The 20,960-nt window shown below is 53.5% G+C and carries 20 protein-coding genes; 12 read left to right on the forward strand and 8 right to left on the reverse strand.

Annotation, left to right across the window (positions count from 1 at the left end; genetic code table 11):
- Positions 1–89: 89 nt before the first annotated feature.
- Positions 90–554, reverse strand: a complete 465-nt coding sequence (locus ACJJII_RS22755) for a Spy/CpxP family protein refolding chaperone (protein WP_444917828.1) — start codon at positions 552–554, stop codon at positions 90–92.
- Positions 555–722: 168 nt separating this feature from the next.
- On the opposite strand from ACJJII_RS22755, the gene ACJJII_RS22760 reads away from it, so the two are divergent.
- From ACJJII_RS22760 to ACJJII_RS22770, 3 genes are all read left to right on the forward strand, one after another.
- The gene (locus tag ACJJII_RS22760) at positions 723–1,427 is read left to right on the forward strand and encodes a response regulator (protein ID WP_413662835.1); all 705 of its coding nucleotides are present in this window, start codon (positions 723–725) and stop codon (positions 1,425–1,427) included.
- A 10-nt stretch (positions 1,428–1,437) separates the two neighbouring features.
- Positions 1,438–2,814, forward strand: a complete 1,377-nt coding sequence (locus ACJJII_RS22765) for an ATP-binding protein (RefSeq protein ID WP_444917829.1) — start codon at positions 1,438–1,440, stop codon at positions 2,812–2,814.
- 88 nt (positions 2,815–2,902) lie between these two features.
- On the forward strand, positions 2,903–3,580 hold the full coding sequence (locus ACJJII_RS22770) for an SRPBCC family protein (RefSeq protein ID WP_444917830.1): 678 nt from the start codon (positions 2,903–2,905) through the stop codon (positions 3,578–3,580).
- 67 nt (positions 3,581–3,647) lie between these two features.
- Here ACJJII_RS22770 and rluB read toward each other — a convergent pair whose 3' ends face one another.
- From rluB to ACJJII_RS22795, 5 genes are all read right to left on the reverse strand, one after another.
- Complete coding sequence (gene rluB / locus ACJJII_RS22775; protein ID WP_444917831.1) at positions 3,648–4,514, reverse strand: 23S rRNA pseudouridine(2605) synthase RluB; 867 nt, start codon at positions 4,512–4,514, stop codon at positions 3,648–3,650.
- Positions 4,511–5,647, reverse strand: coding sequence for an SMC-Scp complex subunit ScpB (gene scpB, locus ACJJII_RS22780; protein WP_444917832.1), 1,137 nt, complete (start codon positions 5,645–5,647; stop codon positions 4,511–4,513). The genes rluB and scpB overlap by 4 nt, the downstream gene beginning before the upstream one ends.
- Positions 5,648–5,657: 10 nt before the next feature.
- Positions 5,658–6,680, reverse strand: coding sequence for a segregation and condensation protein A (locus ACJJII_RS22785; protein ID WP_444917833.1), 1,023 nt, complete (start codon positions 6,678–6,680; stop codon positions 5,658–5,660).
- Positions 6,681–6,733: 53 nt separating this feature from the next.
- Positions 6,734–7,357, reverse strand: a complete 624-nt coding sequence (locus ACJJII_RS22790) for an L-threonylcarbamoyladenylate synthase (protein ID WP_282933701.1) — start codon at positions 7,355–7,357, stop codon at positions 6,734–6,736.
- 92 nt (positions 7,358–7,449) lie between these two features.
- Positions 7,450–8,454, reverse strand: coding sequence for a PHP domain-containing protein (locus ACJJII_RS22795; RefSeq protein WP_444907627.1), 1,005 nt, complete (start codon positions 8,452–8,454; stop codon positions 7,450–7,452).
- A gap of 148 nt (positions 8,455–8,602) precedes the next feature.
- Here ACJJII_RS22795 and ACJJII_RS22800 point away from each other — a divergent pair, with 148 nt between their 5' ends.
- From ACJJII_RS22800 to rlmB, 7 genes are all read left to right on the forward strand, one after another.
- A complete protein-coding gene (locus ACJJII_RS22800) occupies positions 8,603–9,322 on the forward strand; it encodes a VC0807 family protein (protein WP_282933704.1) in 720 nt (239 codons plus the stop codon).
- A 34-nt stretch (positions 9,323–9,356) separates the two neighbouring features.
- On the forward strand, positions 9,357–9,656 hold the full coding sequence (locus ACJJII_RS22805) for a YciI family protein (protein ID WP_108734042.1): 300 nt from the start codon (positions 9,357–9,359) through the stop codon (positions 9,654–9,656).
- A gap of 30 nt (positions 9,657–9,686) precedes the next feature.
- Positions 9,687–10,367, forward strand: coding sequence for a TIGR04211 family SH3 domain-containing protein (locus ACJJII_RS22810; RefSeq protein ID WP_444896521.1), 681 nt, complete (start codon positions 9,687–9,689; stop codon positions 10,365–10,367).
- Between the two features lie 154 nt (positions 10,368–10,521).
- On the forward strand, positions 10,522–11,115 hold the full coding sequence (locus tag ACJJII_RS22815) for a peptidylprolyl isomerase (RefSeq protein ID WP_444917834.1): 594 nt from the start codon (positions 10,522–10,524) through the stop codon (positions 11,113–11,115).
- Between the two features lie 3 nt (positions 11,116–11,118).
- Positions 11,119–11,877 (forward strand): pyridoxine 5'-phosphate synthase, encoded by a 759-nt coding sequence (locus ACJJII_RS22820; protein WP_444917835.1) that lies wholly within the window; start codon positions 11,119–11,121, stop codon positions 11,875–11,877.
- Positions 11,877–12,746 (forward strand): Rossmann-like and DUF2520 domain-containing protein, encoded by an 870-nt coding sequence (locus ACJJII_RS22825; protein ID WP_444917836.1) that lies wholly within the window; start codon positions 11,877–11,879, stop codon positions 12,744–12,746. Before ACJJII_RS22820 ends, ACJJII_RS22825 begins: the two co-directional genes overlap by 1 nt.
- Complete coding sequence (gene rlmB / locus ACJJII_RS22830; protein WP_444917837.1) at positions 12,743–13,525, forward strand: 23S rRNA (guanosine(2251)-2'-O)-methyltransferase RlmB; 783 nt, start codon at positions 12,743–12,745, stop codon at positions 13,523–13,525. The genes ACJJII_RS22825 and rlmB overlap by 4 nt, the downstream gene beginning before the upstream one ends.
- Before the next feature lie 356 nt (positions 13,526–13,881).
- Here the strand turns inward: rlmB and guaA are convergent, their stop codons facing one another.
- Together guaA and guaB are read right to left on the reverse strand one after the other, a co-directional pair.
- Entirely contained in the window at positions 13,882–15,459 is a 1,578-nt protein-coding gene (gene guaA, locus ACJJII_RS22835) for a glutamine-hydrolyzing GMP synthase (RefSeq protein ID WP_444893162.1), read from the reverse strand.
- A gap of 100 nt (positions 15,460–15,559) precedes the next feature.
- Entirely contained in the window at positions 15,560–17,047 is a 1,488-nt protein-coding gene (gene guaB / locus ACJJII_RS22840; protein WP_108734048.1) for an IMP dehydrogenase, read from the reverse strand.
- 174 nt (positions 17,048–17,221) lie between these two features.
- Between guaB and xseA the strand changes: the two genes are divergently transcribed.
- Positions 17,222–18,574, forward strand: a complete 1,353-nt coding sequence (gene xseA, locus ACJJII_RS22845) for an exodeoxyribonuclease VII large subunit (protein WP_413662849.1) — start codon at positions 17,222–17,224, stop codon at positions 18,572–18,574.
- Between the two features lie 73 nt (positions 18,575–18,647).
- Positions 18,648–20,948 (forward strand): transporter substrate-binding domain-containing protein, encoded by a 2,301-nt coding sequence (locus tag ACJJII_RS22850; protein WP_444917838.1) that lies wholly within the window; start codon positions 18,648–18,650, stop codon positions 20,946–20,948.
- The last annotated feature ends 12 nt before the right edge of the window (positions 20,949–20,960 follow it).

Below are 20,960 nucleotides of genomic sequence, written 5' to 3' on the forward strand. Positions count from 1 at the left end.
GGGCAGCGGGGGCTAAGGGTTATGAACCTGCTGGGCCTTGGGGAAGGGTGCACCCAGCGGATCGCACAAGGAGTCTTTGGTTGGGGGGCCTAGGACTCTGAATCCTGGCTTGCAGAGCTTTCATCGCGCCGTTTCATTTGGCGCGCTTTGCGCTCACTCTTTAGCTGCTCTAGCTTGGCCTTCTGCTCATCAGTCAGAATGGCCTTAAACTGTTCTTTCATTTCGTTGCGGTTCTGCATCTCCTGAAGCTTTAGCTTGCCTAGCTCTTCGCCCAATTGATCCAGTGTCGCCTGGTCAGCGCCCGACTCAATCGCCGCATTTAATTCCTTGCGCAGCTCGATCATTTGCTCGCGCTGTGCCATTCTCGCCTCGCGGTTGCTCTCCCGGTTGGCCTTTAACTGTGCCTGCTGGCCTTCGGTCAACTCAAGCTGGCGGACCATATATTCAAATCCACGCCCCTGACCACCTTCACCACCGCCGAAAGCAAGTGCCGCAGGGGCAACCAGAACACCTACCAAGGCCAAGCTTCCCATTGCTTGTTTCCAGTATTTCATTCCTACGTCCTCATGTTCGCGTTCAGTGACTTCATAGTAAGCCCAGCTTGTGTAAACGGGGGAAAACACCGGTAAACATTTGTTAAGAACGGTAAAAAGCCCTATCGCCAGCGGTAACCAGCGCCAGCGCTTTGCATATAATGGCCACACAGAAACTGAGAGAACGCCATGAGCCGCATCCTTTTAATTGACGATGACACCGAACTCACCGACTTGCTAAGGGAGTACCTTACCGGAGAGGGTTTTCAGGTAACCGCAGCCAATGATGGTGGCCGGGGACTAGAGCTCGCTCAGAGCGAGAGCTTTGACGCTCTGGTTCTGGACGTCATGCTGCCCGTTCACAATGGCTTTGAAGTACTGCGCAAACTTAGGGAGGAGGCGTCAGCAGCAAGCCGCTCCCTACCGGTTTTGATGCTTACTGCAAAAGGGGACACTGTGGATCGTATCGTCGGCCTGGAAATGGGTGCCGACGACTACCTGCCCAAACCCTGCAATCCCAGGGAATTGGCGGCCCGACTGCGCGCAGTACTCCGCCGCGGCCGAGTCGAAGCTGAAGAGAGCGACGACACTCTTAGCAGCGGCCAGATTCGACTACTACCTGCAGAGCATCAGGGTTATTGGAACGACCAGGCTTTGGCTCTGACCGGCGCAGAGTTCGCCGTGCTCAAGGTACTGGTTCAGCATGCCGGCGAAGTGGTTGGCAAAGAGGTTCTCACTGAAAGTGCCCTTGGCCGTAAGCTGATGCCCTACGACCGCTCCATTGATGTCCATGTCAGTAACATTCGCAAGAAGCTCGCGGATAAAGGTGCCAGCCGCGACCTAATTATCAATATCCGAGGTGCCGGATACATGCTCACCCAGAGCAAGCAGTAGGTTTTCCACGATGCGCAGTCTCTTCTGGAAAATGTTCTTTGGGGCCTGGATCACCGCCATGGTGATGGTTGTAGCCGCCATTTACATTACCCACTTCGGTGAGTTCGGCGATCCCCGACAAGAGGAACGCTGGGAGGGCCCCGCCCTATTTCGCGAGGTCATGCGAAATATGCGAATCGCCCGCCGTCACGGTCCCGAACAATTCCAGCACTGGCTCGAGAAAGCCCCCAAAAAAGTCAAACGGCGGGTTTATGCGGTTGATCAACAAGGCAACGACATCCTCGGTCGCGAAGTGCCATCAAATATGGGCTCGTTGATCGACAGTCTTGATTACCGCAATCGCGAAGCTCACAAACTGGTAAATAACAAGCCCACTGTAGGCTTCTTCTTACCACTGCGCACCGGAGACCCCCTGCGGATCGTCGTCGTTGCTGGAGATAGCAAAGAAGGCCTATTGCTGCGCTTCCTGTGGCGCAATTTCTGGCCGATGTTGCTGCTCTCCATGATTGCCTCGGGTCTAGCCTGCTACTGGCTGGCCCGCTACCTGAGCCGCCCACTGGAACAGCTGAGCGCCGCCACCAAGCGTGTCGCTGCCGGCGAACTGGACTACCGCGTGACCCCGTCCCTAAAGTCTCGAAATGATGAACTGACTGACTTGGCCCTGGACTTCGACTCCATGACCGCCCAGCTTCAAGAATCGATGTCCGAGCAGCGCCGCCTGATCAAGGATGTCTCCCACGAACTGCGCTCGCCACTAGCGCGCCTGCAAGTGGCACTGGCCATCGCCCGCCAAAAGCAAATAAACGGGCTCGACACAGAATTGGATAAAATCGGCAAGGCAGCGGACTACCTGGAAGATATTATTGCCGACGTGCTATCACTTCCTATTAGCAGCCAGGAACAGCGCCCCCTGGATGACGTAGTGGAAGTGAATGCCCTGATAAGCGCCCTGACGGAAGACCTCCACAGCGAAGCTGCTGACAAAGAGCTATCCTTTGAAATTCGCTCCGAAGGGGAAGAGCTCCTTGTCGCAACCCGGGGCAGCTCCCTGACCGCTGCCCTGGAGAACATCCTGCGCAACGCAATCAAGTACAGCCCCGAGCACGGCCGGGTCAAGGTGTCGATTAAAGAATCCTCAGATTCCTGCACCATCTCAGTCATTGACTCAGGTTCCGGCGTGGCAGATGAGGAATTGGAGGCTATTTTCCGCCCCTTCTATCGCACAGATAGTGCACGCACCCGGGAAAGTGGTGGCTTTGGACTGGGACTCGCTATCGCCCAGCGCACCATCCTGCATCACCAGGGAAGCATCAGCGCCAAAAACAGCCGGGATGCGGGCCTGTGTGTTGAGATTAAGCTCCCCCTGCTACATATTGCCGACGATTAAGCATCACAGCAGCTAATATAAGCATCTCTACCGCCAGAGTTTTCTGGCGGTTGCTTCCTTGCACCCGCAAATAGCAAAGGAACCCGCTATGCGCTGGATTATTTATATTCTTATTGCTTTGGTAATTCTCGTGCTCGCGGGATATTTATTCCCACGCGAAGTCACTGTTCATCGCAGCGTATTTATCAACAAACCACCACAAGTGGTTTTCCCCTACGTTAATAATTTCCACAAATTCAACGAGTGGTCCCCATGGCGCCACATCGACCCCTCGGTACTCTATGAGTACAGCGGTCCTCAGGAAGGCGTCGGCGCCAAAATGACTTGGCGCGGCGAAAACTCCAAAGCCGGAAGCGGCAGTCAAACTATCTTCGCCAGCAAGCGAGATTCTGTAGTCGCCACCAAGCTGGATTTTGGTGATGGCAGCCAGGCCACGGCAGAATTCCAGCTGGAACCAAAGGATGGCGGCACCCTTCTTACCTGGAACTTCCACAGCGATACCGGCGGCGGCCCCAGAGAACGCTGGATGGGCCTGGCAGTGAAAAAAATGGTGGGAGAGTCTTATGAACAAGGGTTGGAAAAACTAAAAAACCTGGTTGAAACAGCACCTGAAAATAGCACCTCCGGCGGAACCTCCACCGATTCAGTTTCAGATATTCCATCCGATGTGGATGATGCAATGGGTGATGGCCCTCAGGGTGTTCCCAGTGAACTGCGAGACCAGAATGAAGAGGAAGCAGGAGAAACACCGGAAAACCAGCAATAACACTCAGCAATTAAGAGTAGCGATTACTGAAATACAAAAAAGCCCGCAATTTGCGGGCTTTTTCTGTTTAAACCGACTTCGGTCGATTGCGTCGCGCGGCTGGCGCCGGTGACTTGCGCAACTTCCTGCGCTGGCGCTCCAGGTTTTGTTTCTCACCCTGGGTCAATGGGCGCTGGCCCAGTTTCGGCATTCCCGCCGTTACGCAGAGGTCATCGATCTCGCGGGGCTCCATCTCAATCCACTGCCCGACGCGAACATGGGAGGGAATAAAGACGCTGCCGTAGCGCACACGCTTCAAGCGGCTAACTCTAACTCCCTGGGACTCCCACAGACGACGCACCTCGCGGTTGCGGCCCTCCATCACTACGCAGTAGAACCAGCGGTTTTTACCTTCACCACCACTCTCTACGATGTCGGTAAAGCGCGCCGACCCATCATCCAACAACACGCCCTTGAGTAGGCGCCGCCTCATTTCCTCATCCACATCACCCTGGATTCGAACCAAGTATTCGCGGTCGATTACCGAGGAGGGATGCATTAATTTATTGGCCAGCTCTCCGCTATTGGTAAACAGCAGCAAACCACTGGTATTGAAATCCAGGCGCCCAACAGAAATCCAGCGGCCGGTTTTCAGTCTCGGCAGGCGATCGTAGACCGTCGGGCGGCCCTCCGGGTCGTGGCGGGAGCATATTTCCCCAACCGGTTTGTTGTAGAGTATTACCCGGCAGCGATTCTGCTCTGCCGAAGGCAGCCGGCTACCATCAAACTCGATATGATCCGAGTCAGTTACGCGCTCGCCGAGCTCCGCCACTTTTCCATTTACGGTTACGCGGCCCGCATCAATTGCGCGCTCCATTTCACGGCGCGAACCGAGGCCGGTGCGCGCTAATACTTTCTGTAATTTCTCGCCTGCTGGCGGGGTACCATCACTCATGGGGTGGTGCTTTCCACTTGTACTACTTCTTTGGAATCTTCATCGACATCAGCATTTGCCTCCACCGACTCCTCGGCGACCTCTTCAGCTGTGTCGTCTTCGGCAAACATACTGCTGGGTGGTAACGTTGCCGTTAGAGAGCCCTCGCTCTCTTCTTCTGCTTGCGGCGATTCAGCGCTGCTTTCCTCATCACTGTGAAGTTCACTCTCTTCACTTAGATCAACATCTATATCCAACTCCAAATCATCTTCAGGGTCTTCCTGCGCCATTTCCCACTGGATCTCTGCTGCCGCAGTTTCCACTGGGTCTTCCTCTGCATCCGTCTCGGCGGGCGCTACTTCGCGGTCTACTTCGGACTCGGACTCGGCGCCTGATGCTTCAGCAGCAACTTCCTCAGCCAAAGCCTCTACCAGGGCATCGTCTATATCTTCGTGTTCAGCCGCAGGGGCTTCAGTAGGGGGTTCTGCCTCGGAGTCTTGCTCTGACCCAGAGTCTTCCGAAGCACTATTGTCCACCTCGGACTCCCCCTCCTCGGACTCCCCCTCCTCGGGAACCGGCTCTGGAGGCAAACCTTCCTGCTCCAGAATCTGGTTCAGACTCTCGATATCGCGGATCTCCGCCAGAGTCGGCAAATCATCCAGGGTGCTCAAATTAAAATAATCGAGAAACTCCCGGGTTGTTGCGTAGAGAGACGGCTTACCGGGCACGTCCCGCTGCCCCACAACTTTAATCCAACCGCGCTCCAGCAGGGTTTTAACAATATGCGAACTCACCGCAACGCCGCGGATATCCTCGATATCACCACGGGTTACCGGCTGTCGATAAGCGATAATGGCAAGGGTCTCCAAGGTAGCACGGGAATACCGTTGCGCCTTTTCCTCCCACAGCCGATTCACCCATGGGGCCAGGTCTTCCGGCACTTGAAAACGCCAACCACTCGCGACTTTCTTCAGTTCAAACCCTCGGTCAGCACAACTCTGGGCGATTTCTTCAAGCACATCTCTCAGGGTAGTCTTGGAGGGTTGCTCTTCCTCGTCCAGCAAAGACAACAGTTTTTCTTCACTGAGGGGCTGGCCAGCGGCCAACAGGGCGCCTTCGACGATTTTGCGCAGTAATTCGGGGGCGATTGTCATCTTCTATTTTCTAACTCGAATACATTTCCGACGCTTTATCCGAGGCCTCTACAGCGTCCTCTGGATCTTCAACCTCTTCGAGAGTCTGATCCTCAAGCTCGCTGCCAGTACCGTCTTCGCTTTCACTACTGTGGGTAGCAGCGCGAGCGCGCACGTGGATCGGGCCAAAAGCTTCATTCTGCACCAACTCCACCAGCGACTCTTTTACCAGCTCCATCACTGCCAGGAAGGTCACTACGACACCGAGGCGACCCTCCTCAACGGTAAACAGGCTTACAAAGGGCACAAACTGGCCGTGGCGGATCTTATCCAGCACCTGGGTCATACGCTCGCGGGTGGACAACTTCTCCCGCTCAACCTGGTGGCTCTCAAACATATCCGCACGCCGCAGCACATCAGCCAGGGCGACCAGGACTTCTTTCAAGTCAATTTCAGGGTCGGGGCGTGTGATACTGCGATCGGGAGCCTCTGCATTGGCCTGATGGACATCCCGGCCAACACGGGGGATTTCATCGAGATCCTCAGCCGCAGTTTTGAAACGCTCATACTCCTGCAAACGGCGAATCAGAGCCGCGCGGGGGTCCTCGCCTTCTTCCTCCTCCGCTTCAGGCGGTCGCGGCAACAACATCCGCGACTTTATTTCCGCCAACATAGCGGCCATTACCAGATACTCGGCGGCCAAGTCAAAGCGAATTGCCGTCATCATCTCCACATACGCCATATATTGATGGGTAATATCGGAGACGTTGATCTCGAGAATATCCAGGTTTTGGCGGCGAATCAGGTATAGCAGGAGATCCAGAGGCCCCTCGAAAGCCTCCAGAACAACTTCCAAAGCATCTGGTGGAATAAAGAGATCCTGCGGGAGGTCGTTAAAGATTTCGCCCTGCACCAAGGCCAGGGGGGAATCCTCATCCGAGTCCTGGCCCTGCGATTCCGCATCGCCAGCCTGGGCAGGAGCTTCATCATCGCTCGCCGCAACCTCGGCCAGCACTTGCTCCTCGACCTCTGCTAGTAACTCATCACTGGACACCCTGCCCCACCCTCAATCGTGCAAACGCGCGATTATACACGGCGCCGCAGCTTTCAGCCGAGTATTTCGTCAGTTGCCCCACATCCCTGACGAATCAGTTGGGGCTCATCACCCGTCAGGTCGATCACGGTGGTGGGCTCCAACCCGCAGAAACCGCCATCGATAACCAATTCCACCTGGTGCTCTAGGGTATCGCGGATATCGTAAGGTTCGGTTAGGGGCTGTTCTTCGCCGGGCATAATCAGGCTACAGCTCATCAACGGCTCGCCCAATTCTTCAATCAGGGCCAGGGCGATGGGATTATCCGGCACGCGAATACCGATGGTCTTGCGCTTCGGATGAATTAACCTGCGCGGCACCTCGGCGGTCGCCGGCATAATAAAGGTATAGGAACCCGGCGTATGATTCTTTAACAACCTAAACATCTGGTTGTCGACCTTGGCATAGGTCGCCAGCTCCGATAGGTCTCGGCACATCAATGTGAAGTTGTGCTGCTTGTCCAGCTGGCGCACTCCTCGAATGCGCTCAACCGCCAGCTTCTCTCCCAGTCGACAGCCTATGGCGTAAGCTGAATCGGTGGGAAAAACAATAACGCCCCCTTGGGCGACGATCTCTGCTGCCTGAGTGATCAGGCGGCCTTGAGGATTATCCGGATGAATCTGAAAAAACTGCGCCACAAAGCCCCCCAAAAGCCTTACCGATTGAAAATACCTCACTGCCATCCACCAGGCTTAAAGCCGGACGATGGCCCCCAATTCACAAGCCGGAATCAGGGCAGCGAAACGTGACCCCGCTGTTCCCGGTGCAGAGTGTGCCACAGATTCCACACCGGCTCGACGTCTGCGGGCAACCTGACACAACCCAATTCACGCCAGGGCTGCTCCGGCTGGTGAAAATCACTGCCAAGAGAGCAATATGGCATCGATTTGCCCGCTGCTTCCGCAGCCGAGAGTAACAATTTCTTTAACTCTCGGGTCTGTGTCGGGTTTTGCCGACCGCACAGTAGCTCTACCGCATCCCCATTTTCTTCAAGAAAAGCTCCCAGCAGTCGCAATAACTGTGTGCGCGTCAATCCGTACTTAAGCGGGTGGGCTAATACCGCATAACCACCAGCACTGTGAATAGTGGCGATGGTCTCACTCAACTGGGGCCACTCAACTCTCACATCTCCTACTTTGCCAGCCCCCAGGTAACGCTTAAACGCCTTACCGGTATCATCTATATGCCCAGCTTCCACTAGCCATCGTGCGAAATGGGGCCTACCCAGTACCGAGTCGCCCGCCAGGGCACGTCCACCCTCCAAGGCACCGCTAAAGCCGCGTTTTTCCAGCTTCTCCGCGATACGCTCTGCCCGCTCCTCGCGCAACTGCTCACGCAGCTGAATGGCTTCTTGCAAAGGACCCGATTCGGGATTGATGTTCAGGCCTACAATATGTACGGGTCTGCGCCCCCAAAGACTGGAGAACTCAATCCCCGCCACCACATCTACGCCCAAACAGTCACCTTCCTGTTGAGCCTCAGGCACACCATCCACCGTATCGTGGTCGGTCAGGGCGAGCATCGTCACACCTTGGGATTTCGCTCTCGACACCAGCTGCGCAGGACTTAAAATACCGTCAGACGCGGTACTGTGGCAGTGCAGATCTACCAGGTCTGTATTCAAATCGGCTGAAAGGGTCTTCAACAACAGGCTCTCACTCAGTTCGACGATGAAAAAGATCGCCATATCCGTCTTTTCAGGAACAATCGCCCTATTGCGCTGTCTATGCGGCACTCGGCGTTTTCAGGGATAAGGCCCGAACTAGCAGTCACTCACAGGTGACTCGCCAGGGCCGAAGTCTGACAGTAGTTTTGTCAGCGGGGAAATTGAACGGGCTATCAACCCCATCAGTTTCCAGCGGGCATTATCACCGGAATTGAGTATGACCGAAACGAATTCGACCACGACATCTCCCGAGAAGCCTAAAAAGGAAGGGTTTCTCAGCAATATCGCCTTCAATGTCATTATTCCGACATTGATACTGACCAAGCTTTCCGGGGATGACTGGTTGGGCCCAACCTGGGCATTGATAGTGGCCCTGGCCTTCCCACTGGGTTATGGCCTTCGCGACCTGCTGCGCCTGGGCAAGGTCAATTTCTTCTCAGCCCTCGGGTTTATTGGCATCCTGCTCACTGGCGGCATCAGCTTGCTCAAGCTGGACCCGCAGTATATTGCGATTAAGGAAGCTGCAATCCCTGGCCTACTGGGTGTTGCAACGGCACTATCCGTTTACACCCGCTGGCCGCTGGTCAAAACCCTGCTTTACAACGATCAAATCCTGAATACGACAAAGATCGCCGAGTCATTACAGGCCAATGGTAACCAGCCAGCCTTCGACCGCACCTTGCGCCAGACTTCATGGATCGTTGCCGGGTCATTCTTTTTCTCCTCGGCACTGAATTACATTCTCGCCAAAATGATCGTCACCAGCCCGCCGGGCACAGAGGCCTATAACACCGAACTTGGCGAAATGACCGCCTATGGATATCTGGTTATTGCGATCCCATCAACCCTGATTCTGATGGGTGCACTCTTTTTCCTATTCTCCCGTATCGGCAAGCTGACCGGGTTGAAACTGGAAGAAGTGATGGTTGCGCAATAACACCTTAAAAAAACTAACAAGAGCATTAAAAACAATGTGGTACGCAATCATCAGTGAAGATGTTAGCGATAGTCTCCCTTTACGCAAAAAAGCCCGCGCCGGTCATTTGGCCCGACTCAACCTTCTCAAAGATGAAGGCCGTCTCCTGGCCGCCGGCCCAAACCCCAGCATCGACAGCGAAGAGCCCGGTGAAGCTGGCTTTACCGGCAGCCTGGTAATTGCTGAGTTCCCCTCTTTGGAAGAGGCCAAAGCCTGGGCTGACAGTGACCCCTATATCGAAGCTGGCGTCTATGCATCGGTTACAGTCAAGCCCTACAAGCTTGTACTGCCCTGATAAAAACTCTAACTAACAAGCTGCATCACAATGAAGAAATTACTGTCCGGTGTGCTCGCTGTAGCGCTGTTGAACTCAGCGCCAGCAGCACTTGCAGCGGAGACCCGCTATATTACCGACCAACTTCACGTGCCCATGCGCTCTGGCAAAGGCAATGAATTCCGGATTCTGCACCGCGGCCTGGCCAGTGGTACCGAGCTGGCTCTGCTCGAAGATGCCGCCTCGGACGGCTGGGCAAAAGTGCGCACCCCCAACGGCACTGAGGGCTGGATCAGACGCCAATACCTTGTCAGTGAGCCCGTGGCAAAACTAAAGCTGGCAACCGCAGAAGCCAACCTGGCCCGCTTTGAAAAAATGGAAGGTAATCTGGGGGGAGAAGTTCGCCGGTTGGAGACAGAAAACGGCGAACTGAATAGCGCCCTGACCTCTGCCCAGCAGCAGAGCCAGGAATTGGCCGCCGAACTCAAAAGCCTGAAGTCCCTTTCTGCCGACGCAATTTCGCTCAACGATCGCCATCAAAAGCTTCTGCATCAGTACGAGTTGCTGAAACAGGAAAAAAGCATGGCGGAAGCGGAAATTCAGCGCCTGTCCGGTAGCGATGCCCGCAAATGGCAATTGTATGGTGCCCTATCCGTTGCATTAGGCGCTATTCTGGCGATGATTGCCCCCCATGTGCGCCCGCGCAAACGCAATTCCGAGTGGGCCAACTGATCTCCCTCGCTACAACCAAAATCGCTTACTATACGACTGCGGGAGTGCTGAGAAGCACCCCGCAGGCAGCGATACCCAAATATTTATCCTTTCTCTTTAGCCATACGCTGACACAGTAGTAAACCGATTGACCCCGGACATTCAAAGGACACGGATGATGCGTAAATTAGTTATTTTTCTTTTCTGTACTCTATTCAGCCTTCCGCTATTTGCCCAAAACCCTCAGGTGAAACTAGAAACTGATCTTGGGGTTATTCGTATCGAGCTATATGCCAAGCAAGCACCAGTCACCGTAGAGAACTTCCTCGCTTATACCGATAGCGGCTTCTACGATGGAATTATCTTTCACCGTGTTGTGCCTGGATTTGTCGTCCAAGCCGGTGGTTTCACTTTTGATTTCCAAAGAAAAGAAACTCGCGAGGCTATCGCCAACGAGTCAGCTAACGGACTGCAAAACCTGCGTGGCACCCTTTCCATGGCGCGCACAAACGATCCCGACAGTGCCACGTCCCAGTTTTTTATTAACCTGGTAGATAACACCCGTCTGGATGCCAGCGAGGATAAGCCTGGCTACGCAGTTTTTGGCAAGGTTATCGAGGGAATGGATATCGTAGAAAAAATTGAGCGGGAACCCCGAGGCCTTTATCGCAGGCACCCAGAGGCTCCCAATACTCCGATTCGGATTCTTTCCGCAAAACGAATTACTACCAGCGACAACACAGTCGCTGAACACAGCAAGGGAGAATAAGCATTGATCGCTCTCAGCGTAAATCTCAATAAAATTGCCTTAATCCGCAACTCCCGCGAGGGCAATTTTCCCGACGTAATCGCCCACGGGCGCACTTGCCTCGACGCCGGAGCCCAGGGGCTGACCGTACACCCCCGTCCAGACCAACGACATATTCGCCCCGGCGACGTGCGCGACCTGGCAGAACTCTGCGCCAGCCGCAAGAACATAGAGTTCAACGTTGAAGGCAACCCCTTCGCCGCTCCCCTGGGGGACTACCCCGGCCTAATACCACTGGTTTTGGAAACCAAACCGGACCAGTGCACTTTGGTTCCCGACACCAATGATCAACTCACGTCTGATCACGGCTTTGACCTCAAACAGGATGGCGATCGATTAGTTCCGATAATTGATCAACTTAAAAATGCCGGAATACGTGTCAGCCTGTTTATGGATCCAGACCTGGACCAGATCAGCCTGGCCAAACAGGTCGGCGCTGACCGTATTGAGCTCTACACAGGTCCCTACGCTGAAGCCGTAGCCAAACAGAGCCCAGAGCTGGAAACAATTTTCTCTGCCCACTGTGCCGCCGCCGAGCACGCACATCAGCTGGGACTGGGGATTAATGCCGGCCATGACCTCAACCTGGTTAACCTACCGCGCTATCGCACATTACCGGGCTTGCAGGAAGTCTCCATAGGCCACGCCTTTACTGTCGATGCTATCAGTATGGGCCTGGAGAATGCCGTTAACGCCTACGTCGACTGCCTCGCTGGAAGCTGATGCAAAGCCTCAACATTATTGGCGCAGGCCGCCTTGGTAAAACCCTGGGGCGGCTGTGGCAGGAGAGCGGTGTATTTGGGGTGCAGTCAATTTATAACCGCAGTCTCGAGAGTGGACAAAGTGCCTGTCGATTTATCGGTGCTGGCAATGCTGTCGATTCCCTCTCAGCAATGCCTTCAGCAGACCTATGGCTGATTGGTTGTATCGATAGTGAAATCGCTATATTTGCACAGAAACTTGCCGATAGCGGGCTGGTCGACGAGCGCACTATTATATTCCACTGCAGTGGCGCTCTCAGCTCTAAAGAACTAGCCCCCTTGAGACCCGCCCTGATTGCCAGCGCTCACCCAGTTCACAGTTTTGCCGAACCGGAAACCTCGCTGCAAACATTTGCCAAAACCAGCGTCGCTGTCGAAGGGGATAGTCATGCAGTAGAGGTTATTTCTGTTGCTTTTGCAGCCATTGGCTGTGAAGCACTGGCTATTGATCCCCTTAACAAGTCTCTGTACCACGCTGGATCAGTGATCGCCTCCAACTACCTCACCACTCTGATGGACCTGAGCTTACAAAGCTTTGCAGCCGCTGGCATAGAGCGGGACAGTGCTCTTCGCCTATTGGCGCCGATTGTTTCACAGACTCTGCAAAACAATTTGACGCTGGGACCAGAGAAGTCGCTGACAGGTCCCATTGCCAGAGGGGATGTGGAAACCGTTGGTGCCCAGGTGGAAAGCCTTGCCTCAGTAGATAGCCAACTGGCACTTTGCTATCGCCATCTGGGCCTCGCCTGTGTAGAGTTGGCGCGGCGCGGCTCGCTCTCACCTAAGAGCGCAGCCAGATTGATCGAACTGCTGAGTGAGCCAACGCGGTGAAAGACTCCTCCGAATACCTGGAAAAAAAAGCCTTCTTCGATAGCCTCCTGACAATTTATGGGCGCAAGCCTGTACTCGAGGCTCTCGAGGATTTATCTGTACCCGTCCATAAATTACATCTGGCCAGCAGCAACCGGCGCGACCAGCTAATCCAGCGAATGGAAACCCTGGCGGAAAAGCGCCAGATTGAAATTGCTTACTGGGATCGCAAGGGCCTATCCCGGATTTCGAAGAATTCCCGTCAGGACCAAGGTGTAGCCCTCGACCTGGCCCTGCCCCACTACGGCAGAGCGGAGGACTTTTTACAGAAGGTTGCAGCCCCAGAGCACAAAAACACCTATGAACTTCTGGCCCTGGATGGCATAACCAACCCTCAAAACCTGGGCATGATTATTCGCTCAGCCTGTGCCGGCGGCATCGATGGAATCATCCTGCCAAAGAAAGGCTGTGCACAGATAGACCCCCTGGTTATCAAAGCCAGCACAGGCACACTGTTTAAAACCCGGATTTTGCGCTGTGACAAATTGGCAGCTACCCTGGGGGAGTTCCGCGAAGCGGGGGCTCAGGTTTGCGGGCTGTCATCCCACGCCCGGACGACCCTGAAAGAGGTCTCCAGTAACGTCTCCACAATTTTTGTGCTGGGCAATGAAACCCACGGCGTTAGCGATGCCGTTGCAGCTCAGTGCAATGAACTGGTACGTATCCCCATGCAAAACGATGTGGAAAGCCTGAATGTGGCGGTCACGGCCGCGCTAATTAGCTTCCGCCGAGAAATTTAGCTCTGCCCCTGTGGGAGGTACCCGCCTCCCACTCCCTCAACTTATCCCACGAGTTCAACCCCAATCTATCCAGGATTATCCACTACCCACAGATTCTGTGGATATCTCTGTGACTAACTTAGAGTAGTAGGCCGCAAAGGCCCGCCATTTGGTCTTTGTGACAATATGAAGAAAAAATAAACAACCCGGGAAACGCTCAAAAAATCAACGAGTTAGAGAAAACTTAGCTAAGCGTTTAGCGACAATCCGTACCAATTAAAGATCGAATAGAGAGAAGGGGCCGCTGTGGAAAATGAGACGCGAAGCCCAAAACAAAAAAAGAAAGGGGTGCTAAGCACCCCCTCTCGATTCTGCAGTTACTCCCATTCAATTGTCGCAGGAGGCTTGCTGGAAACGTCGTAGACCACACGAGAGATGTGCTCTATCTCATTGATAATGCGGTTCGAAACCTTCTCAATCAGCTCATAGGGGAGATGCGCCCAGCGCGCTGTCATAAAGTCCACAGTCTCTACCGCGCGAAGAGCAACCACGTATTCATATCGACGGCCATCACCGACAACACCCACAGATTTTACCGGAAGGAATACGGCAAAGGCCTGGCTGGTTTTGTGATACCAATCGGCGTTGTGCAACTCCTCGATAAAGATCGCATCTGCCTCTCGCAGAATATCGGCATACTCCCGCTTTACCTCACCGAGAATCCGCACGCCCAGACCCGGTCCCGGGAAGGGGTGGCGGTAAACCATGTCGTAAGGCAGGCCCAGCTCCAGGCCGATCTTACGAACCTCGTCTTTGAACAGTTCACGCAGGGGCTCTACCAGCTCAAACTGCATATCCTCCGGTAAGCCGCCCACATTGTGATGAGACTTAATCACATGTGCCTTGCCGGTTTTTGCGGCGGCGGACTCAATAACGTCTGGGTAGATAGTGCCCTGGGCCAGGAATTTCACGTCCTGTAACTTGGAAGCTTCGCGATCAAAAATCTCAATAAAGGTATTACCAATGATTTTGCGCTTGGCCTCAGGGTCTTTTTCACCTTGGAGGCGCCCAAGGAAATCCTCTTCCGCATCAGAACGGATAACGCGGACGCCCATATTGTCGGCGAACATCTGCATTACCTGGTCGCCTTCGTTTTTACGCAGAAGGCCATTATCTACAAATACGCAGGTCAGCTGATCGCCAATAGCCTTGTGCAGCAAAGCGGCGACCACAGAGCTGTCGACACCACCGGATAAACCGAGCAGCACCTTGCCCTCGCCCACTTGATCGCGGACTTTAGCAATAGAGTCTTCAATAATGTTCGCGGGAGTCCAGAGTTTCTCACACCCGCAAATATCAATCACAAAGTGCTCATAAATACGCATGCCTTGCAGGGTATGAGTCACTTCCGGGTGGAACTGTACACCGAAGAAATTCTTCTCGGCGTGGTACATACCGGCAATTGGGCAGGAATCAGTGGAAGCCAACAGCTCAAAGCCCTCTGGCATCGCCACTACCTTGTCGCCGTGACTCATCCAAACATCCAGTAGGGAACTGCCATCATCAGCGATATGATCTTTGATATCGCTCAACAAGTTGGATTGGCCTTCAACTTTTACCTGGGCATAGCCAAATTCGCGAATATCGCTGCCCTGTACGGTGCCTCCAAGCTGATGAGCCATGGTCTGCATGCCATAGCAAATGCCCAGTACCGGCACGCCCAGGTTATAAACCGCTTCCGGCGCGCGCGGGGAGCCCTCTTCCGGTACCGACTCGGGGCCACCGGCGAGAATAATGCCCTTGGGCTGATACTCACGAATTTCCTCTTCGGTCATATCGAAAGCGCGAATTTCAGAAAATACGCCCAGCTCGCGGACACGGCGGGCAATCAATTGTGTGTACTGGGACCCGAAGTCGAGAATGAGTATTCGGCTGGAATGGATATCTTGGCTCATGACTTACTCGATAACTGGATTAAATAACGGCAAACGGACCTTGAAGGTCCGTTTGCTGCTTGTTCCGTCTAAATTTTTTCACCTGGAGAAGGTCGAAGGCTTAGCGTCGGCCCACCGGGTAGTTGGGGGCTTCTTTAGTAATTTGAACGTCGTGGACATGGGACTCACCCATACCGGCTGCCGTGACCCGCACAAACTCAGGACGAGTGCGCATGGTCTCGATATCGACACTGCCGGTGTAACCCATAGCTGAACGCAAACCACCCATCATCTGATGAACAATGGCTGACAGCGGGCCTTTATAAGGCACTCGACCTTCGATACCTTCCGGTACCAGTTTTTCAGCGCCCTTACTCGCATCCTGGAAATAGCGATCGGAAGAACCCTGGGTGCGAGACATGGCACCGAGAGAACCCATCCCACGATAGGACTTGTAAGTACGGCCCTGATAGAGCTCAACTTCGCCCGGCGCCTCTTCGGTACCTGCGAACATGGAACCCATCATGACTGATGAGGCGCCGGCAACAATTGCCTTGGAGATATCGCCGGAGTAACGGATACCACCGTCGGCGATCATGGGCACACCGAATTCTTTAAGGGCTGTGGCAACCTCTGCAATTGCCGTCACCTGGGGTACGCCGATACCCGTTACGATGCGGGTGGTACAGATAGAACCGGGGCCGATACCCACTTTAACCGCATCCGCACCGGCCTCAACCAGTGCACGCGCTGCGTCAGCCGTAGCGATGTTGCCACCTATCACATCCACCTGGGGGTGCATTTCCTTAATGCGGCGCACACGCTCAATCACGTTGCGGGAGTGACCGTGGGCGGTATCTACTACCAGCACATCAACGCCGGCTTCTACCAATGCAGCTACACGATCATCGGTGTCCGGGCTGGTGCCCACAGACGCGCCCACACGCAGGCGACCGTCGGAATCCTTACAGGAGTTCGGGTACTGCTCTGCTTTGTTAAAGTCTTTAACAGTAATCAGGCCGCGCAACTCAAAGTTGTCGTTAACCACCAGTACCTTTTCGATACGGTGTTTATGCAGCAGTTCGCGTACTTCGTCGGAGCTCGCATCTTCGTGGGCCGTCACCAGACGCTCTTTCGGCGTCATGATGCTGGCGACACTGACATCGAGATCAGTTAAGAAGCGAACGTCGCGGCTGGTAACGATACCTACCAAATCGCCACGATCCATTACCGGCACACCGGAAATATTGTGGTGACTGGTCAGCGCGATCAACTCGCGCACAGTGGCATCGGACTCAATAGTAATAGGGTCTTTTACAACACCGGCTTCAAACTTCTTCACCGCGCGAACGGCAAGAGCTTGCTCTTCTATCGACATACTCTTGTGAATAATGCCGATACCCCCTTCCTGGGCCAACGCAATGGCCAGGCGAGCTTCCGTCACTGTATCCATAGCAGCGGACACAATGGGGATGTTCAGGGTAATGTTGCGGGAGAGTTGGGTTTTTAAACTCACATCCTTGGCCGTGACCTCGGAATATCCGGGCACAAGTAGGACGTCGTCAAAAGTGAGGGCTTCGCGCGCGATGCGCAGATTGGATTCAGACATTGTTGACACTCAAACCTCGAATAGGCGGGATTGGGTATCGGCGCGATTATACCTCTACGAGCCCAAAGCGCAAACATCAATTTGCAGAAAAACGGATTTGTACAGTAAAGCTCTTTACCTATAAGGGCGATACTGCAATATTGCTCCGCCCAATACGCCCGACGAGATTCACCGATGCAGACAATTCCCCCTAGTCAAAATGCCAAGCGCAGCGTGCTGTCGGTCAGTGACCTGAATCGGGAAGTTAAACATCTTCTGGAAAGCAGTGTACCCCTTCTATGGATCAGTGGAGAGGTTTCCAATTTTTCCATACCCAGCTCCGGGCACTGGTATTTTAGCCTTAAAGATGCGCGGGCCCAGGTGCGCTGCGCCATGTTTCGCGGTCGCAATCGCAGTGTCGCCTTTCGGCCGCAAAATGGTCGCGAGGTTTTAATCCGGGCCAGGGTGAGCCTGTACGAAGGGCGCGGAGAATTCCAGTTAATCGTTGAGCATATGGAGGAGGCCGGCTTTGGCGCCCTGATGCGCCAGCTGGAACAGCTCAAAGCAAAACTGAATGCTGAGGGCCTGTTCGAAACAAGCAGAAAACGCTCTCTTCCGTTTTTGCCAACCAATATCGGCATTGTCACTTCGCCGACAGGCGCGGCAATACGGGATATGATTCACGTATTGGGCAGGAGACACCCTTCTGCACAAATTGAAATCTGGCCCGTAGCCGTTCAAGGTCAGGGTGCCGCTCAGCAAATCGCGGCAGCGATTGAAAAAGCGGGCCGCAGTGGTCGCCACGATTTATTAATTGTCGGTCGCGGCGGAGGCTCCCTGGAAGACCTGTGGTCTTTTAATGAAGAAATTGTCGCCCGCGCACTGGCCGCAAGCCCTATTCCCACTATTTCTGCAGTCGGCCACGAAACCGATACGACTATTGCAGATTTAGCCGCAGACCTGCGCGCCCCCACCCCCTCTGCCGCGGCGGAAATAGCCAGCGCCAATGCTGCAGAAATTTCACAACGGCTTGAGCACATCCAGCGCAGATTGAACCGCGCCATGGTCAACCAACTGAAACATTTATCTCAACAGGTTCAATTGCGACGCAACCGTTTGCGCCACCCCAAGGAGCAGCTCCTCAACCAGGCCCAACGACTGGATCATTTGGAGATGCGCCTGGTAGCAGCTTGCCAACAGCAAATCCAAAGTCGCAAATCCCAATTGGATTCCGCCTCCAGAGCTTTTGCCCACAACCTACCGACACGCCGACTCGACAATAGTCGAAAGCAGTTAATCCAACTCAAGGGAAACCTGGAGCGTGCGATGCAACTGATATTACAGCGCGGCAGTGACAAACTATCCCACGGAGCCCAATTACTACAAAACATCAGTCCCCTGGCAGTATTGCAGCGAGGCTACGCCATTGTTCTGGATTCAGAAAATCGCGCAATTCGCGATAGTTCAGAACTGGATACCGACCAGCAAGTCCATATTAAGCTGGCCAAAGGGAACTTCACTGCAGAAGTTAAAACCATCGAAAACTGATTTCTTTAACAATTAAAGAGCGCAAATTAAGCGACACTATAATGGTTGAGGTAGAGTGCCTTCGGAGCAATATATGGATAGTGAATCTACTGCTATCCACCTCAACCAGTGGACCTTGATACTACTTTCAGTACTACTGCTTGCCCTTGCGGCCTGCACGGAACCAGATCGTGATTCTGGAGTAGCTGAATCAGTCACCATGTCAGCTGCCGAAGCGCAGGATGCCGACAAGCGATCAGGGCAACTGCCTGAAGTAACCCCCGCTAAAGAACAGCAAGTCAACTACATCGAAACCGGTGACCTTAGGGACATAAGAAAACACGGCACAATTCGGTTCGTTAATTTAACCGGTGCTTCCGAAGACCTGTTACCTCGTGACGATGTGGTGAGTCTCCGTCACTTCGAACTTGCCAACAAACTGGCCAAACAGTTAAAGCTGGAACCCAAGTGGATAAAAGCTGAAACGCCCGATGATGCAGTGCAAATGCTGATCGATGGCCAGGCAGATGTAATCGCCTATAACCTGACTGTCACTGACGCCCGTGAAGAAATTATTGACTTCACGGTTCCTCTTCGCCATTCGCGGTTAGTACTCGTCACCGGTCCTGAAGGTCCAGATATTTCAGATGCGAGCAAATTAAAGGATCTGGAATTTATTATCCCTGCCGGCTCCTCTATTAAAGAAACTGCAGAGCAACTTGTTGCCGAAAATCCAAACTCAAACCTAACTATTCGAGAAATTGATATTAACGGTAACCGAGATACCCTGCTGGATATCATCAATGGCCAGAAGAACCGGGTTGCTATTTTGGAGGATTTTTCAGCCCAGGATTTGCGCAATTACCGCGATGACATGCGGATTGGTGCAGATGTATCTGAAGTGCAAAATATTGCCTGGGGCGTACGCAAAGACTCCAAACGCCTACATACCACTCTCGATAATTTTTTGACCCGCAACCTGGTTAAGTCCCAGGAAGAACGTATTACCGATTGGAAGGGTATTAAAAAATCGGGGGTAATCAGGCTACTCACTTACAATGGGCCGACAACCTATTTCTTATGGAAAGGTGTATTAATGGGGTTTGACTACGACCTGGCCCAGGCTTTTGCCAATAAGCACAAACTCCAACTCCAGGTTATTGTTGTCCCCTACGAAGAAGACCTTGCCGACTGGTTAAGGGCTGGTCGCGGTGACTTTGCCGGGGCTGAACTCAATATTACCAGTGCCCGTGAAGACCAGGGCATGGTATTCACCAAGCCCTATGTCGAATCCACAGACCAGATCGTCAGTGGTAAAGGCAGCCCCCCTATTACCCAGATTCAGGATCTTAATGGCCGTAAATTAACTCTACGCGCCTATTCATCATTTATTGAAACCGCTGAAACACTGAAAGAAGCAGGTATCGATGTCGATATCCGTGTGGCGCCGCCAGATATTTCCCAGTCACAAATCTTCTCATTAATCGCCGACGGGCTGGTAGATGCGACCATATCCCACTCCGGTCGAGCCAAGATTGAGGCATCCGTTCAGCCACAACTGGTACTCGGAACCCTGATCGGTGACCCGCGTCCACAGGGCTGGATGGTATTAAGACAAAATTGGCACCTGCTACAGAACTTGAATAAGTTTTTGAAAAATTACAGAAAAACGAGCCAATATCAAAAACAATACCAGGCTTATTTTGAGCCGAACAAACGATTTACCCTGCGAGTAAGTTCCCGGTTAATACCGGGAGAAAACCTCTCTCCTTACGATGAGCTGGTGAAGGAATCCGCCTTTAAATACGATTTTGATTGGCGCATGATCGTCGCGCAAATGTGGCAGGAGAGCAATTTCAACCCTAAAGCCGTATCTCCAGTTGGCGCGCAGGGATTGATGCAGGTAATGCCTGCCACAGCCGAGGAAATGGGATTTCCTCCGCCGCTGTTCGAACCTGAAAGAGGTATTAAAGCGGGGGTAAAATATATGGATTGGGTGCGAGATCGCTTTAATCCCGCTTTGCCAACCGTAAATAAACTCTGGTTTACTCTCGCTTCCTACAATGCAGGATACGGCCACTTACTCGATGCCCAACGGCTGGCTAAAGAATTGGGACTGGATCCCAATGTGTGGTTCGACAATGTGGAAGTCGCCATGCTGAAACTGGCCCAGCCCCAGTACTTTAAACGGGCTAGATACGGCTATGTGAGAGGCTCCGAGCCCGTGCAGTATGTACGCAATATCAGCAATCTATACAAAGCCTATGTGGAAATGATGAGCGATGATGTGACAGTCCGCCCTCCTCTACAGCGCCTGCCTGGCAAAATCTATTGTGAACCCGGGGATGTGCCTGAGGGCGTTATTCAGCGGATGCCCACTTACTCCTCGCCCTAGGCAGCCACAAGT

Source organism: Microbulbifer maximicatervae (SeqCode) (assembly GCF_052467825.1).

Excerpts from the sequence above, each read along its gene's own strand:
- xseA (WP_413662849.1), top strand. The coding sequence starts at position 17,222 with ATGCAGACAATTCCCCCTAGTCAAAATGCCAAGCGCAGCGTGCTGTCG.
- ACJJII_RS22800 (WP_282933704.1), top strand. The coding sequence starts at position 8,603 with ATGACCGAAACGAATTCGACCACGACATCTCCCGAGAAGCCTAAAAAG.
- guaB (WP_108734048.1), bottom strand. The coding sequence starts at position 17,047 with ATGTCTGAATCCAATCTGCGCATCGCGCGCGAAGCCCTCACTTTTGAC.
- guaA (WP_444893162.1), bottom strand. The coding sequence starts at position 15,459 with ATGAGCCAAGATATCCATTCCAGCCGAATACTCATTCTCGACTTCGGG.
- ACJJII_RS22760 (WP_413662835.1), top strand. The coding sequence starts at position 723 with ATGAGCCGCATCCTTTTAATTGACGATGACACCGAACTCACCGACTTG.
- ACJJII_RS22805 (WP_108734042.1), top strand. The coding sequence starts at position 9,357 with ATGTGGTACGCAATCATCAGTGAAGATGTTAGCGATAGTCTCCCTTTA.
- ACJJII_RS22825 (WP_444917836.1), top strand. The coding sequence starts at position 11,877 with ATGCAAAGCCTCAACATTATTGGCGCAGGCCGCCTTGGTAAAACCCTG.
- ACJJII_RS22755 (WP_444917828.1), bottom strand. The coding sequence starts at position 554 with ATGAAATACTGGAAACAAGCAATGGGAAGCTTGGCCTTGGTAGGTGTT.
- ACJJII_RS22850 (WP_444917838.1), top strand. The coding sequence starts at position 18,648 with ATGGATAGTGAATCTACTGCTATCCACCTCAACCAGTGGACCTTGATA.
- ACJJII_RS22815 (WP_444917834.1), top strand. The coding sequence starts at position 10,522 with ATGATGCGTAAATTAGTTATTTTTCTTTTCTGTACTCTATTCAGCCTT.
- ACJJII_RS22810 (WP_444896521.1), top strand. The coding sequence starts at position 9,687 with ATGAAGAAATTACTGTCCGGTGTGCTCGCTGTAGCGCTGTTGAACTCA.
- ACJJII_RS22770 (WP_444917830.1), top strand. The coding sequence starts at position 2,903 with ATGCGCTGGATTATTTATATTCTTATTGCTTTGGTAATTCTCGTGCTC.
- ACJJII_RS22765 (WP_444917829.1), top strand. The coding sequence starts at position 1,438 with ATGCGCAGTCTCTTCTGGAAAATGTTCTTTGGGGCCTGGATCACCGCC.
- scpB (WP_444917832.1), bottom strand. The coding sequence starts at position 5,647 with ATGACAATCGCCCCCGAATTACTGCGCAAAATCGTCGAAGGCGCCCTG.
- rluB (WP_444917831.1), bottom strand. The coding sequence starts at position 4,514 with ATGAGTGATGGTACCCCGCCAGCAGGCGAGAAATTACAGAAAGTATTA.